General features: G+C 63.7%; 15 protein-coding genes. 5 read left to right on the forward strand and 10 right to left on the reverse strand.

Annotation, left to right across the window (positions count from 1 at the left end; all coding sequences use genetic code 11):
- Positions 1-21 precede the first annotated feature (21 nt).
- The 7 genes from FXB38_RS45315 to FXB38_RS01930 all read right to left on the reverse strand — a co-directional run bounded on the left by FXB38_RS45315 (position 22) and on the right by FXB38_RS01930 (position 6422).
- A complete protein-coding gene (locus tag FXB38_RS45315) occupies positions 22-195 on the reverse strand; it encodes a hypothetical protein (protein WP_488226222.1) in 174 nt (57 codons plus the stop codon).
- A gap of 378 nt (positions 196-573) precedes the next feature.
- Positions 574-1152 (reverse strand): histidine phosphatase family protein, encoded by a 579-nt coding sequence (locus tag FXB38_RS01905; protein ID WP_148749086.1) that lies wholly within the window; start codon positions 1150-1152, stop codon positions 574-576.
- Positions 1149-2267 (reverse strand): ABC transporter ATP-binding protein, encoded by a 1119-nt coding sequence (locus tag FXB38_RS01910; protein WP_148749087.1) that lies wholly within the window; start codon positions 2265-2267, stop codon positions 1149-1151. The genes FXB38_RS01905 and FXB38_RS01910 overlap by 4 nt, the downstream gene beginning before the upstream one ends.
- A gap of 8 nt (positions 2268-2275) precedes the next feature.
- Entirely contained in the window at positions 2276-3109 is an 834-nt protein-coding gene (locus FXB38_RS01915; RefSeq protein ID WP_148749088.1) for a carbohydrate ABC transporter permease, read from the reverse strand.
- Positions 3110-3116: 7 nt separating this feature from the next.
- Entirely contained in the window at positions 3117-4034 is a 918-nt protein-coding gene (locus tag FXB38_RS01920) for a carbohydrate ABC transporter permease (RefSeq protein ID WP_210250848.1), read from the reverse strand.
- 173 nt (positions 4035-4207) lie between these two features.
- Positions 4208-5470, reverse strand: coding sequence for an ABC transporter substrate-binding protein (locus FXB38_RS01925; RefSeq protein WP_148749090.1), 1263 nt, complete (start codon positions 5468-5470; stop codon positions 4208-4210).
- Between the two features lies 1 nt (position 5471).
- Positions 5472-6422 (reverse strand): N-acetylmuramic acid 6-phosphate etherase, encoded by a 951-nt coding sequence (locus tag FXB38_RS01930; RefSeq protein WP_187434607.1) that lies wholly within the window; start codon positions 6420-6422, stop codon positions 5472-5474.
- Positions 6423-6514: 92 nt separating this feature from the next.
- On the opposite strand from FXB38_RS01930, the gene FXB38_RS01935 reads away from it, so the two are divergent.
- Genes FXB38_RS01935 through FXB38_RS01955 form a run of 5 tightly spaced genes read left to right on the forward strand, consistent with a single transcriptional unit; the run spans position 6515 to position 11444 of the window.
- Positions 6515-7393, forward strand: a complete 879-nt coding sequence (locus FXB38_RS01935; protein WP_187434608.1) for a glucosamine kinase nucleotide-binding domain-containing protein — start codon at positions 6515-6517, stop codon at positions 7391-7393.
- The gene (locus tag FXB38_RS01940; RefSeq protein ID WP_246229590.1) at positions 7384-8139 is read left to right on the forward strand and encodes a GntR family transcriptional regulator; all 756 of its coding nucleotides are present in this window, start codon (positions 7384-7386) and stop codon (positions 8137-8139) included. Before FXB38_RS01935 ends, FXB38_RS01940 begins: the two co-directional genes overlap by 10 nt.
- Positions 8136-9161: an SIS domain-containing protein gene (locus FXB38_RS01945; RefSeq protein ID WP_148749093.1), complete on the forward strand. Its 1026-nt coding sequence runs from the start codon at positions 8136-8138 to the stop codon at positions 9159-9161. Before FXB38_RS01940 ends, FXB38_RS01945 begins: the two co-directional genes overlap by 4 nt.
- Positions 9161-10327 (forward strand): N-acetylglucosamine-6-phosphate deacetylase, encoded by a 1167-nt coding sequence (gene nagA, locus FXB38_RS01950; protein WP_210250846.1) that lies wholly within the window; start codon positions 9161-9163, stop codon positions 10325-10327. The genes FXB38_RS01945 and nagA overlap by 1 nt, the downstream gene beginning before the upstream one ends.
- Positions 10328-10346: 19 nt before the next feature.
- A complete protein-coding gene (locus tag FXB38_RS01955) occupies positions 10347-11444 on the forward strand; it encodes a Gfo/Idh/MocA family protein (protein ID WP_148749095.1) in 1098 nt (365 codons plus the stop codon).
- A 105-nt stretch (positions 11445-11549) separates the two neighbouring features.
- On the opposite strand, the gene FXB38_RS42520 is transcribed toward FXB38_RS01955, so the two are convergent.
- The 3 genes from FXB38_RS42520 to FXB38_RS01965 form a co-directional block, all read right to left on the reverse strand.
- On the reverse strand, positions 11550-11696 hold the full coding sequence (locus tag FXB38_RS42520; protein WP_187434609.1) for a hypothetical protein: 147 nt from the start codon (positions 11694-11696) through the stop codon (positions 11550-11552).
- 141 nt (positions 11697-11837) lie between these two features.
- Complete coding sequence (locus tag FXB38_RS01960; protein WP_148749096.1) at positions 11838-13013, reverse strand: Gfo/Idh/MocA family protein; 1176 nt, start codon at positions 13011-13013, stop codon at positions 11838-11840.
- Between the two features lie 13 nt (positions 13014-13026).
- Positions 13027-14082: a sugar phosphate isomerase/epimerase family protein gene (locus FXB38_RS01965; RefSeq protein WP_148749097.1), complete on the reverse strand. Its 1056-nt coding sequence runs from the start codon at positions 14080-14082 to the stop codon at positions 13027-13029.
- Between the last annotated feature and the right edge of the window lie 145 nt (positions 14083-14227).

Here is a 14227-nt window from a genome sequence, read left to right on the forward strand (position 1 = left end):
CAACCTGATCGGCTAACGCTCCTAGCGGATTGAGCCGGCAATTTCGACAGGCGAACGATGGGTGCAGCCCGCAACGTCGGCAAAGGCCTCGTGAATGGAAATGCATTCCAGAAGCTGCGTGAAATCGCCGATCACCTTGATGGCCGTGTTATCCAGCCGTTGGAATTCCCAAAAATGCCCGCTGACAAAGTTGATCTGCGGGCAAAGCTCGCGCGCCTATCGTCCCGGCATGCCCCCGCGCACTCCGAAGGCCCTGGCTTCGTACGATGCGGCAAGCATAACCCTACCGCCGACGGCGATTGGCTTGCCGCGCAACGAAGGGTCAAACAGCTGCTCTACCGAGGCATAGAAGGCGTCCAGGTCCGCATTCAAGATGGTGCTGTCGTAGCCATCCCGATCGAGTGCCCCTGGCGTTTCGAGGACGTAGTACCGCCGAGAACATCGCGAGAAATATTTGTAACGAGTGTCAAGCTACAGAGTGGGATCGAAGCAACACGGACCACGCGGCGGATTTCTCAAGGAGTGGGTATTGGCTTCAACAGATCGTCCAAGCGGGATTGATCTTCGCGAAAATCACAGCTCTTCGAGGCGACGCCACCCATGCAGCACGCGACGGCCATGCGAGCTGAACGCGAAGAAGCAACCACCGCCAGCGGGTTGGTCATGGGCGCGATCAATCTCCAAACCGGAATAATGGCAGTATAAGAGAGTACCAACGCCCCCGTGGCCGACAAAGAGCACGTCGCCCGGCGTGCTGCGCGCCAGCACGTGCTCGACCTCGCCGACAATGCGCAGCTGGGCGTCAACCGCTCGTTCCCAGCCACGAATGCTGACGTGGGGTTGCCCGAAGAACTGATTGGCCACCGCCTCGAACTGGTCGGGGGCGAGGAAGCCCGTCGCCGATCGGTCGTTCTCGTGCATCGCCTCGCGCACTTCCACGTCGACGCCCAGCTTTGCGGCAATGATCTCGGCGGTCTCGATCGCCTTTCGCTCTCCGCTGGAGATGACTTGTGTGGTACCTAACAACTCTCCCCCGATCGTCAGGGCCTCCGTACGCGCTTTCCCGACATCACTGAGGCCCCAGCGCGGAACGGGAACCGACGGATCGATATTCACCTGAGGATGGGTGAGATAGCGTACGACATTCGTCATGATTGAACGATCGCGCCGTCAGACCAACTCGCGATCGGCATCGCAACACGTATGCCGGAGGCGTCGAAGACGTGTACGTCGGGAGCCGCCGCAACGAGCGTCACAGTCTCGCCTCGCGACGGCGTCCGACGGCCGCGTACCTCTGCAACGAACATCCTGCCGTCGACGCGGCGCAAATAGGCGAACGAGGCCTCGCCAAGCCGTTCGACGAGCTCGACGATGCCTTCGGCCGCGAAGGGACCGTTCACGCCCCGGACAAGATGCTCCGGACGAACACCGAGCGTCAGCGTGTCGCCGACCTTCAGCGACGCTGCCGGCAGATCGAGGTTGAGAAACCCGGCACCGGCGACACGCGCGCGTCCGCCCTCGATGGTTTCGACCTTTGCATCGAAGAAATTCATCGCGGGCGAGCCGATGAAGCCGGCGACGAACAGGTTAGCGGGTTCATAGTAGAGGTCGAGCGGTTTTCCTACCTGTTCGATGCGGCCGTTGTTCATTACGACGATACGGTCGGCGAGCGTCATCGCCTCGACCTGATCGTGCGTCACATAAACGATCGTCGCTTTCAACACTCTGTGCAGGTTGGCGATCTCGACGCGGGTCGAGACGCGCAGCGCCGCATCGAGATTGGAGAGCGGTTCGTCGAACAGGAAGACCGCGGGTTGGCGCACGATCGCGCGTCCGATCGCGACGCGCTGACGCTGGCCGCCAGAGAGATCGCGGGGATAGCGATCGAGGAGGTCTACGAGCCGCAGCATGCGGGCGGCTTCCGCGACGCGCCGCTCGCGTTCGGCCGGCGCCACGCCGGTAAATTTCAGACCGAACGTCATGTTCTTGCGCACATTCATGTGCGGATAGAGTGCGTAGGACTGGAACACCATCGCGATGCCGCGCGCGGCAGGAGCGAGCGTATTGACGCACCTCTCTGCGATATGGATGTCACCGCTCGAGACGCCATCGAGCCCGGCGATCATGCGCAGAAGCGTCGACTTGCCACAGCCGGATGGGCCGACGAGCACGACGAACTCGCCGTCCTCGATGCCCAGGTTGATGTCCTTGAGCACTGTCGTCGCGCCATAACGCTTGTTGAGATGCTCGATGCGCAGATTGGCCATTCAACAACCTATTTGACTGCGCCGGAAGTGAGGCCTGCGATGAGTTGGCGCGAGAGGATCACGTAGATCATCACAACCGGCAGGATCGCCATCGACAGCGCCGCGAGCACGGAATTCCAGTCGGTGATGTACTGGCCAAGAAACTGCTGCACCCCAAGCGTGACCGTATGCGTCGAGTCGCTCGACGTCAGGATCAGCGGAAACCAGAGATCGTTCCAGATCGGCACGATGGTGAAGACGGCGACGGTCGCGATCGCCGGACGCAGCAGCGGGGCGACCACTTCGAAGAAGATCCGGGTTTCCGGCACGCCGTCGCAGCGCGCGGCGTCCCGCAAGTCCCTGGGGATCTGCTGGATGAACTCGCTCAATATGAAGATCGACATCGGCAGGCCTTGCGCAACGTAGACGAGGATCAAGGCCGTCAGCGTGTCGTTCAGGCCCGCAGACCGCATCATGTTGAGGATCGCGACGGACCCGAGCCGGATCGGCACCATGATGCCGATCGACAGGAACAGTGCGAGCGCCGTCGAGCCGCGAAAGCGGTATTCGGTCAGGGCCCAGGCTGCCATCGCGCCAAACAGCAGCACGAGCGCCATGCTGACGAGAGTCACGATCAGCGAATTCGAATAGTAGGTCAGGATATGAGAGGAGCGAAAAACCTTCTCATAGCCGACGAGGCTGAAGGTCGCAGCGTCCGGCGGCGCAAGCGGGCTGCCGAAGATGGCGCTACGCACCTTGAACGAATTCATCACGACGAGCAGGATTGGACCAACCGCAAGCAGGCTATAGGCGATCAGGACGAGATGGACACCGAGGCTCTTTGCGCGCTGCTCCGCCGTCATGCCGCCCTCAGAATGCGTAACGGCGGATGCGCCGCTGAACGAGGAAGAGATAGAGGCAGAGGCCGAGGAGAATGATGAAGAACATCACGGTCGCGACCGCGGCGCCCATCGTCGGATTGCCGAGCTGGAGTTGATTGCCGAAGAAGGTGCGATAGAAGAACGTGCCGAGAATGTCGGTCGCAAAATTCGGTCCCGCAAGCGCACCCTTGACCGAATAGATCAGGTCGAAAGCGTTGAAGTTCGCGACGAAGGTCAAGACCGAGACTAGGCTGATCGTCGGCAGGACGAGCGGAAGCTTGATGTGGAAGAAGATGCGGAATTGTCCGAGCCCATCGACGCGTGCCGCGTCGATCAACTCTTCGGGGATGTTGAGCAGCGCGGCGTAGATCAGCATCATCGGGATGCCGACGAATTGCCACACGGAAATGAGGGACAGGGTTACGAGCGCGCTCGATTCGAGCCCCAGCCAGGGAGCGAACAGGGAGCCCAACCCCACGGCCTTCAAAGCGCCGGCAGCGACGCCCCAGAGCGGGGACAGGATCAGGTTCCAGGAGAATCCGACGATGACAACCGAGAGCATCGTCGGCAAAAACATGACGGTGCGATAAAAGCCCTTGAGCCTCAGGCCCGGCAGGCTCAGCAATCCTGCGAGCGCAATACCGATCGGATTCTGCATGCACATGTGCACGGCGAAGAAGATCAGATTGTTTCCGAGGGCATTCCAGAACGGCTTCGACCACAGCGCATCGCCGAGCAGCGTCTCGAAATTGGCGAGGCCGACGAAAGATCGGGCTCCGGACGGATCGCTCGTGTAGGTGGAGAGCGCCATCGTCGCGACGAGAGGATAGATCGAGAACAGGGTGTAGATCACGACCGCCGGTCCGAGAAAGAACAGCAGAAGCCCCGCGAGTTTTGCGCGAGGCATCTGGGCCGTGATGTTCGAGACCGGTTCAGCCATGATGGAAAGAGATTAAACCTGCGTTGTCGTCCCTCTCCGCGCTTGCGGCTCATGCCGTCTTGTTAGCGGAGTGTGCAGCCACTGTCGAATGAAACAAGGACAGTCGCCTCTCCCCGCCAAAGCGGGAAGAGGGACCGACGTCACTTGGCGGGCTTGTACCACTTGTCGAGGCCATCCTGGAGCTGCTTGCCGGCAGCATCGGGCGTCAGCTTGCCGTTGACGACCTGCGCGGACACGTTCCAGAGCTCGTTTTCCAGATTCGGCGTACCGCGCGACAGGATCTGATACGAGTTGCGGATCGTCGACTTGCAGGTCTGGCGCCATCCGACCATGGCTGCGGCGACGTCGTCGTCGACCTTGACGGCAGTCTTGGCGAGTGGGAAGAAGCCGGGAAGCGCGTTGGCGTAGATCGCTGCGAATTCCGGCGTCGTCAGCCATTCCAGGAATTTCTTTGCGTCTTCCTTATTCTTCGACGCTGCATTGATGCCCATCGCGATGTCGGTGTGATCGGAGATATAGCAATCCGTCGTGCCGGCCGGCTGCGGCGGCGGGAATGCACCCATGGCGAATTTCGCCTGGCCCCGGAAGGTCGAGATATCCCACGAGCCAGCCGCATAAATCGCGCCCTTGCCGAGCGAGAACAGGTTCTGACTGTCAGCGTAGGTCTGCGCCTGGAAGCCAGATCCGAGGTACGGCGCCCAGCTTGCGATCTCCTTGAAGGCCGCGACGTATTGCGGATCGGTGAGCTTCTCCTTGCCCGCAATGAGATTGGCGCGACCGGTCTCGCCCTTCCAATAGTCGGGACCGACGTTCTGGAATCCCATGGTCGCGGCCTCCCACTGGTCAGCCGTGCCCATCACCAGCGGGACATAGGTCCCGTCCTTCTTGAATTTCTCAAGCACAGCGTGGAATTCATCGAGCGTCTTTGGCTCAGATGCGCCGACTTTGGCGAATGCTTCCTTGTTGTAGATGAACCCGGCGATGACGGACGCGATCGGAACGCAGAAGGTGGTTTTGCCGTCGTCGGTTTGCCATGCGGCCTTTGCGACGTCGGAGAAATTGTCCATGCCCTTGAGGCCGTCGACCGCGTCAAGCTGATGCTTTTGATAGAGCGCGAGCGAGGCGTCGAACGGACGGCACGTAATGAGATCGCCGGCGGTGCCGCCATCGAGCCGCGCGTTAAGGGCGGCGTTGTATTCCTTTGGCGCCGAAGGCGCGAATTCGATCTTGATGTCGGGATAGTGCTTGTTGAAGGCGGGGATGATCTTCGAGTTCCAGATGTCGGCGTCGTCATTGCGCCAGCTCTCGATCTTCAACGAGCCTGCCTGGGCCGACGCAAGCCCCGCAAGCAACGCCAACGCGGCAAGCTCAGCTCCCATTGCAGCCTTGAATGTCCGTCTCATGCTACGCTCCCTTGTTCGGGCCTTCGCCCTTGATCCCGTTGGCGCTTGCGCGTGCGCGGCTCAACGCGTCGTCTATCCGGCCTTCCGCAGCAGCGAGCCACGTGACGGCTTCGCTCATGCTGACGACACCGCAGGCAATCAGGATTGCCGGCTTAACCTCGCCGCTGGCCTCGCGCAGCGCCGCTTCCGCTTTGGCATCGCTGACGCCGGCGATTGTTGCGACGATCCCGCGCGCCCGCTCGCGCAATTTCGCATTGTCGGCCTTCAGATTGACCATCAGGCCCCGATGGATGTGACCAAGCTCGAACCCCATCAATGACGAGAGCATGCCTAGCGCGGCCTTTTGCGCAGCTCCGGCCGCGAGCCGTGTCGAGCCGCGCAGCGCCTCCTCTCCGCTCTCGAGCAAGATCGACGCGTCGGCACCGACGAGCAAGGGCGAGCCCTGACGATGCGCGATGCCGATGACGAAGGCGCTACGGCGGCGCGCCGCTGCGGCCGCTGCGACTGTGAACGGCGTCGAGCCGCTCGCCGATACGACGATCACGGCATCACCGGAGAGATCACCGAGCCCGGTTATCGCGCGCTCACCGGCTGCGGCATCGTCCTCCGCGACGCCATCGATGCGGAACGGCTCGGTGGTCCCGCCGGGCAGGACAATCGCGATGCGGCTCTCATCGAGGCCGAACGTGCCGGGAAGCTCGGCCGCATCTTCAGCGGCCGCAAGACCGGAAGAGCCGGCGCCCACATAGATCAGCCGTCCCCCTGCTCGCCAGATCGCCGCGAGGCGAAGCGCGGCGGCGCGGATGTCGCCGGAGGCAGCCGCGACCGAAGCGATCGCCCGGCGGTAGGATGCGAGCATCGCCTCCGCGAACACCGCCTCATCGATGGTCACGACACCACCGGTGTCGCGGCACCTCTCTCCGTCCGTCTCCAGCCGCGGCAGCACCGACATCGTGGATACCAATGGTAGATACCTCTTGTATTTGCTTTTGCCACCTGACATACCACTTGTCTAGGGGCGTTAAGAACTTTTTAGGAGGCTCCGTGGCGACGGCCCAGTTTTTCCTCGGTGTGGATGGCGGCGCGACCCGCTGCCGCGCGAGATTGCGGGATTCGTCGGGTCGCGAGCTCGGGCACGGCCTCGGGCCGGCTTCGAACATCTATCTCGATTTCGACGAAGCCATGCGGGTCGTCCGTGAAACGATCGAGTCCGCCATCGCGGCCGGCGCACCAAGGCAGGAGATCGCAGTCGGCCTTAGCCTTGCCGGGCTTTCGGACGACGAGGAAGCGGCGCGCGTCTCCGCCGCCCTGCCCGGCTTTGCACACATCGTCGCCGTCAATGATGCAGTCGCCGCCTGCGTCGGCGCCAATGGCCTCGGCGATGGCGGCCTGATTATCGCGGGCACGGGCTCGGCGGGCATAGCTCGCGTGGGAGCTCGAACGACTATTATCGGCGGACGCGGTTTCTGGCTTGGCGACGACGGATCCGCTGCACGGCTTGGCGAGTCGGCGTTGCGCGCGACGCTGCGTGCAATCGATGGCCTCGAGCCGATGAGCGGCCTGGCGCAAGCGCTCGGGCACCATTTCGATGGCGATCCGTTGCGGATGAGCCGCTGGGCAGCGGACGCAAGGCCACGCGACTACGGCGCCTTCGCGCCCCAGATCCTGGACGTCGCCAGGTCCGGAGATATGCGCGCGCGCGAAATTGTCGGCGAAGCAGCCAGCGCGATAGCGGCGCTTGCGAACGCCCTGAATGCACTTGGCGCCGAGCGCGTTGCCCTCGCCGGCGGCTTCGGTGAGCCCTTGCGCCCGTTTTTGCCGCCTGATGTGGCCAAGCGCCTCTCCGTGCCCCGGCGCGACGCAGTCGACGGCGCGATCCTGCTCATCGGCGGAACGCTCGCGGAGGACGCCGCATGTCCATGACGGTCGAAACCGCGCCGGGCCAGAAGCTCTATCGTGCCGTGGTCGACGCGCTTCGGCGCGAGATTGAGACCGGACGCTTCGCAGAGACGCAATTGCTTCCGGCCGAGCGCGAATTGTGCGAGCTGCTCGAGGTATCGCGCACCACGCTGCGCAAGGCGATTGCCGACCTGATCGCCGAAGGCGTGCTATTTCACCGCCACGGCGCCGGCACCTTCATCCATCGCGCGACGCCGCGCGTCGAGCAGCCCTCCTCACGCCTGACGAGCTTCACGGAAGACATGCGGCTGCGTGGATTGGAGGCGAGCTCGCGCGAGCTCGAGCGCGGCGTGTTCCTGCCGACACCGGAAGAGTCCATGATGCTTGGCGTACGGCCGAACGAACGCGTGTTCCGGCTCGGCCGCCTGCGCCTGGCTGACGGTTCGCCCATGGCGATCGAGCGCGCCGCCGTGCCGATACGCTTTCTTCCCGAACAGGATTCGGTCGGCGGTTCGCTTTACGAGGCGCTCTCCGCGCGAGGCTTCAAGCCCGCCCGGGGCTTGCAGCGCTTGCGTGCGACCCTCGTCGATCAGTCGGATGCGGAACTGCTCGGCGTCGCACCGGACAGCCCGGCGCTCTATATCCAGCGCATCGCCTATCTTGCCGACGGATCCTGCGTCGAATTCACGAAATCCTGGTACCGGGCGGACGCCTATGACTTCGTCTCCGAACTCACGCTGTCGCCACCGGCCCGAAAGGCGCACCGATGACGACCTACATGCTTCAGGAGATCGGCGAGACAGGCGAAGCGGTCGCGCGCCAGCTTGGCCACAACGCGGAGCGGCTCGCTGAACTTGGCGCGCGTCTGCGCATGCTCGATCCGCCGCTCGTTGCGACCATCGCCCGCGGCTCGTCGGATTGCTGCGCGCTCTATCTGAAATACCTCGTCGAGATTGTCTCAGGGGTGCCTTGTGCCTCCATCGGCCCTTCCATCGCGACGCTTTATCGTACCCCGATGCGGCTCGCAGGTGGCGTTTCTGTCGCGATCTCGCAATCGGGACGCAGCCCCGACATTGTCGAAATGCAGCGCGCCACACGACGCGGCGGTGCGCTGGCCGTCGCACTTGTCAACGACGTAGCCTCGCCGCTCGCGCAAGAGGCCGAAGTGCTGCTGCCGTTGTGTGCCGGCACAGAACGCTCCGTCGCGGCGACCAAATCGATGGTTGCAGGTCTCGTCGCGTGCGCGAGCCTGGTCGCGGCTTGGCGCCAGGATCGGCAGCTCGCAGACGCCCTCTCCGACCTGCCGGACATCCTGCGCGGGCAAGCAGCGCCGCCGCCCACGGCCATGCTGGAGGGACTCGCAAATGCCCGCAGCGCTTTCGTGCTCGGCCGCGGCGCCACGCTTGCGATCGCCGCGGAGGCGGCGCTGAAGCTCAAGGAAACCTGCGCGATTCACGCCGAGGCCTATTCCGCGGCCGAGGTCCTGCATGGCCCGGCCGAACTCGTGAGCTCGGGCTTTCCCGTCATCGCCTTCCTGCCGTCCGACGCGGCGCGCGAAGGCATGCTGCCGACACTTGCGGCGCTGGCGAGTGCCGGCGCGAGGGTGATTACAATCGAGGCCGGAGGCGTCGACGAGGCGGATCGTCTCGCGACCGCAAAAGTCGAGGCGACGCTGCTGGAGCCCATCGTCATGATCCACCGCTTCTACCGCCTTGCCGAGGCGCTTGCGCTCCGGCTCGGGCGAGATCCCGACCGCCCGCGCAACCTGCGCAAGGTGACGGAGACCCGTTGATGATCGTTTTGACCGGCGCACGGATTTTTGATGGCGAGCGTTTCTTTGACGACCACGCGGTCGTCGTCGAAGGCGACCGCGTCGCCGCGATCCTCCCTTACTCCGAGAGACCGCATGGCCCGGCACGCGATCTCGGTGGCGGCCTGCTTGCGCCCGGCTACATCGATGTGCAGGTCAATGGCGGTGGCGGCGTCTTGTTCAACGAGGACCCGACGCCCGAAGGCATCGCCCGCATCGCCGCAGCGCATCGCAAGCACGGCACCGTCGGACTGCTGCCGACGCTGGTAACCGATGCCCCGCAAGTGATGGCGGCGGCAATCGCCGGGACGCGCGAAGCACGGCAACTGACCCCGGCGACGCTCGGCATCCATCTGGAAGGACCCTTCCTGGATCCGGCTCGCAAAGGCGCGCATGAGCTCAGACATATCCGCGACCTCAAGCCGGGCGACATTGCGACGATCGTCGAGGCGAACTGCGGCGCCGTCATGCTGACGCTCGCGCCCAATCGGGTCGATGCGGCGAGCATTGCCGAACTCGCGCGGCATGGCGTGCTGATTTCGCTCGGCCATTCCAGTGCTAGTTACGCGGAGGCGCGCGCAGCCGTCAAAGCCGGCGCACACGCATTCACCCATCTGTTCAATGCGATGAGCGCACCCGCCGGGCGCGAACCAGGCATGGTCGGCGCAGCGCTCGATCTCGACGAGGCTTTCGTCGGGATCATCGCGGATGGTCATCATGTGCACGAGGCGAACCTTCGTATCACCTTTGCCGCCAAGCGGCATGACCGCTTCATGCTGATCACCGACGCGATGCCACCGGCCGCCGGCGGTCCCGATCAGTTCGATCTACAGGGCCGCCGCGTGACGTGTGCGGACGGTTGCCTGCGGCTCGACGATGGGACGCTCGCCGGCTCGGTTCTGACCATGGACGAGGCGGTGCGCTATGCCGTCAACGTCGTGAGGCTTCCGCTCGCCGATGCCCTCGCTATGGCATCACGCGTTCCGGCGACGTTTCTCCGGCGCGACGCGGAACTTGGCCGTATCGCACCAGGCTATCTCGCAAGCCTCGTGCATCTCGACGACGAGCTACGGGTACTCGAAACCTGGATCGAGGGCCGGCCAACCGCCGACGGCTCCAAGCGCGACGAGCTGGCAGGCAACACCTGACTGAAGGACCGATCGAGCCATGTCCTCGCCCTCCATTTCGACCGCACAGAATGTTCGCGTTCTCGTGGTTGGCCTTGGCACCATGGGAACGAGCCACGCCCGCGCCTACAAATCGGTCGAGGGATTTGAGCTCGTCGGTCTTTGCACCTCCCGCGCAGCCGATCGCGACGATCTCGAGGCCGAGTTTCCCGCTCTTCCGCGCTTCGAAAGCTTCGACGAGGCGCTCGCGAGCTTGCGTCCCGATGCCGTCGCGATCTGCACCTACACGGAGCATCACGCCGCCATGGCCTTGCAGGCTTTCGCCGCAGATGCGCATGTTTTCTGCGAAAAGCCACTCGCCAACACGCTGGAGGCCGCGCGGCGGGTCGTCAGCGCTGCACGTACGGCCGGAAAGGCGCTGCTGATCGGCTATATCCTGCGCGTGCATCCCGCATGGTCGCGCTTCGTCGAGATCGGCCGGACGCTCGGAAAGCCGCTCGTGATGCGCATGAACCTCAACCAGCAGTCTACGGGCTCCTTCTGGGAGGTTCATAAGAACCTCATGCGGTCGACTTCGCCGATCGTCGATTGCGGCGTCCATTACGTCGACATCATGTGTCAGGTGACGCGGGCGCGTCCCGTCGCGGTCCATGCGGTCGGGGCGCGGCTGACGAGCGAGATCGCGCCTGCAATGTACAATTACGGCCATCTTCACATCATGTTCGACGATGGATCCGTCGGCTGGTACGAGGTCGGTTGGGGTCCGATGATGAGCGAGACCGCTCATTTCGTGAAGGACTTGATCGGCCCGAACGGCAGTGTGTCGATCGTCGCGAAAGAGAGCACCGATGCGGGCGCGCATTCGGCGGACCATGACACGCATACGCGGACCAACGCCCTTCGCATCCATCACGCGGCGCTCGTCACCGAAGGCGGCTTTGCGAAGCCGGATGAGTTGATCTCGACCGCAGACGAACCCGGCCATCAGGAGCTCTGCGAGCGCGAGCAGCGGCTGTTTCTGAGTGCGATCCGTGGCGAGATCGACCTATCCGAGCATCACGAGGACGCGATCAACTCACTCCGTATCGTCTTTGCCGCTGACGAGAGCGTCCGAAGCGGTGAAGTCGTCCGCCTGTAGATCCGCGCCTATCGAATGCGCCGCGCACCTGGATCGGAGAGAAATACCCAGGCAAGTACCCACACCACTGCGCGACAAGCAACGTACCGGCACGCATGGGACATCTCAATACGAGCCGGCATGTTGCTTCGGCCTGCGCAAGGCAGCGTCGAACGGGTTGATCTTCGCCGCCAGCGCCTCGGCCTCGCGCCTTAGCACCTGGACCACAATCGGCAAACGGTCGGCATTCAGCCGCTCGATTGTGGTGCCCATGCTGATCGCGGCGAGCGGCTGCCCAGTGCGTTGCGGCTAGGGGACCGACGACTAGGCGCGTCCCAAGCACTCCAAGGGTTTTTGCCTTGTAAGACGCCGCAAGCACAACCCCACCGCCGACTGCTATAGACGTGTCGGCAGTTACGTCATTCGAACCCAGGCACCCTTGCGTGCCGAGGACTTCACCGCAGCATCGATGAACTTCACGCCTGCTAGGCCATCCTCAACGGTCGGAAAGGTCACCTCGGGATCCGGCCGTCCGCCGGCCCTTGCCGCGCGGATGGCGCGCGCTGCCTCGGCATAGATTGTTGCGAAACCCTCAAGATATCCCTCGGGGTGGCCGGAGGGGACGCGGGTGACGCGGCCCGCCTCGCCCAAGGCGCCGGCCCCGCCGCGGGTCAGGAGCTGCTTCGGCCGGCCGTAGGGCGTGAACCAGAGATGGTTCGGATTCTCCTGCGCCCATTCGAGGCCGCCTTTGCTGCCGTAGACGCGCAGCGTGAGGCCATTCTCATTGCCGACGGCGACCTGGCTCGCCCACAGCATGCCCTTGGCGCCGCCCTTCCACTTGAGGAGGATCTGGACATCGTCGTCGAGACGCCGTCCTTCGACAAAGGTCGACAGCTGGGCGAACAGCTCGTCCAGTTCGAGCCCGGTGACGAAGCAGGCGAGATTGTAGGCATGAGTGCCGATGTCGCCGATGCACCCGCCGGCGCCGGACCGTGCCGGGTCCGTGCGCCACGCCGCCTGCTTGTGGCTGCTTGCCTCTAATCGCTCGGTCAGCCAGTCTTGGAGATATTCGGCATGGACCAGCCGAATCTCCCCGAGGTCGCCATTCGCGACCATGGCGCGCGCCTGCCGGACCATCGGATAGCCCGTATAGTTGTGCGTCACCACGAACACCTTGCCGCTCTTCTTGACGAGCGCCACCAGCTCTTCGGCCTCCGCCACGGTCGTCGTCAGGGGCTTGTCGCAGATGACGTGGATTCCGGCTTCAAGGAAGGTCTTCGCGACCGGGCTGTGCATATGGTTTGGAGTTACGATCGAGACCGCCTCGATGCCGTCCGCTCGCGCGGCTTCGGCCGTCGCCATCTCTTCGAAGGAGCCATAAGCGCGATCGTCGGCGATGCCGAGCTCCTTCGCCGAGGCCTTGGCTCGAACCGGATCGGACGCGAGCGCGCCGGCAACCAGCTCGAACTGGTCGTCGATGCGAGCGGCAATGCGGTGGACGGCGCCGATGAAGGCCCCCTGTCCGCCGCCGACCATTCCCAGTCGGATACGCGCATGACCGCCGGGTTCATTGCTTGCGTTGATCGGCATATTCTCCTCCCGCTCAGGATAGGCCCAGCATCTTGCGGTTCGCCGTGTCGTCCGCGCCCGAGCCCGCGAAATCGTCGAAGGCTTTCTCAGTGACGCGGATGATATGGCTCTTGATGAACTCGGCGCCCTCGCGCGCGCCCTGCTCAGGATGCTTCAGCGCGCACTCCCATTCGAGCACCGCCCAGCTGCCGTAATCGTGTTGCGTAAGCTTCGAGAAGATGGCGCCGAAATCGACTTGGCCATCGCCCAGCGAACGGAAGCGACCGGCACGGTCGGCCCAGCTCTGAAACCCGCCATAGACGCCTTGACGGCCCGTCGGGTTGAACTCGGCGTCCTTGACGTGGAAGGCCTTGATGCGCTGGTGGTAGATGTCGATGTAGTCCAGATAGTCAAGCTGCTGCAGAACGAAGTGCGACGGGTCGTAGAGCAGATTCGCGCGCGTATGGTTATTGACCCGCTCCAGGAACATCTCGTAGGAGACGCCGTCGTGCAGATCCTCGCCCGGGTGGATCTCATAGGCAACATCAACGCCATGCTCGTCCGCATAGTCGAGGATCGGCCGCCAGCGCTTCGCGAGTTCGTCGAAGGCTGTTTCGACGAGGCCGGCCGGACGTTGCGGCCACGGATAGACATAGGGCCAGGCAAGTGCACCGGAGAAGGTCGCGTGTGCGGTGAGCCCGAGACGCCTGGAGGCTAAGATCGCGCGCTTGACCTGGTCGACGGCCCACGTCGTGCGCGCCTTGGCATTGCCGCGCACCTCCGGCACGGCGAAACCGTCGAATGCCGCATCATACGCCGGGTGAACGGCGACGAGCTGACCCTGAAGATGAGTCGAGAGCTCGGTGATGCAGAGGCCGTGATGGGCTGCTATACCTCTCACCTCGTCGGCGTAGTCCTGCGACTCCGAGGCCTTCTTCAAGTCGAAAAGCCGCCCATCCCAGCTCGGAATCTGAACCCCCTTGTAGCCAAGCGAGGCGGCCCATCCGCAGATCGAATCGAAGGAATTGAACGGCGCCGCGTCGGCAGCGAACTGAGCGAGGAATATCGCTGGTCCTTTGATCATCTTCATCGAATGCTTCCTTCTATCCTAGACGCTCCAGCAGCACCTGCCCGCTGAGTTCGATACCCCACCAAAACTCGCCTCCCCTTGCTGGTTCCCGGAGACCGGGCGGGCATTTCACTCCAATACCCAGATCGGGCAATCTTAGCTGAGG

This window comes from Bradyrhizobium cytisi (genome assembly GCF_008123515.1).
In the GTDB taxonomy this organism is placed as follows: domain Bacteria; phylum Pseudomonadota; class Alphaproteobacteria; order Rhizobiales; family Xanthobacteraceae; genus Bradyrhizobium; species Bradyrhizobium cytisi.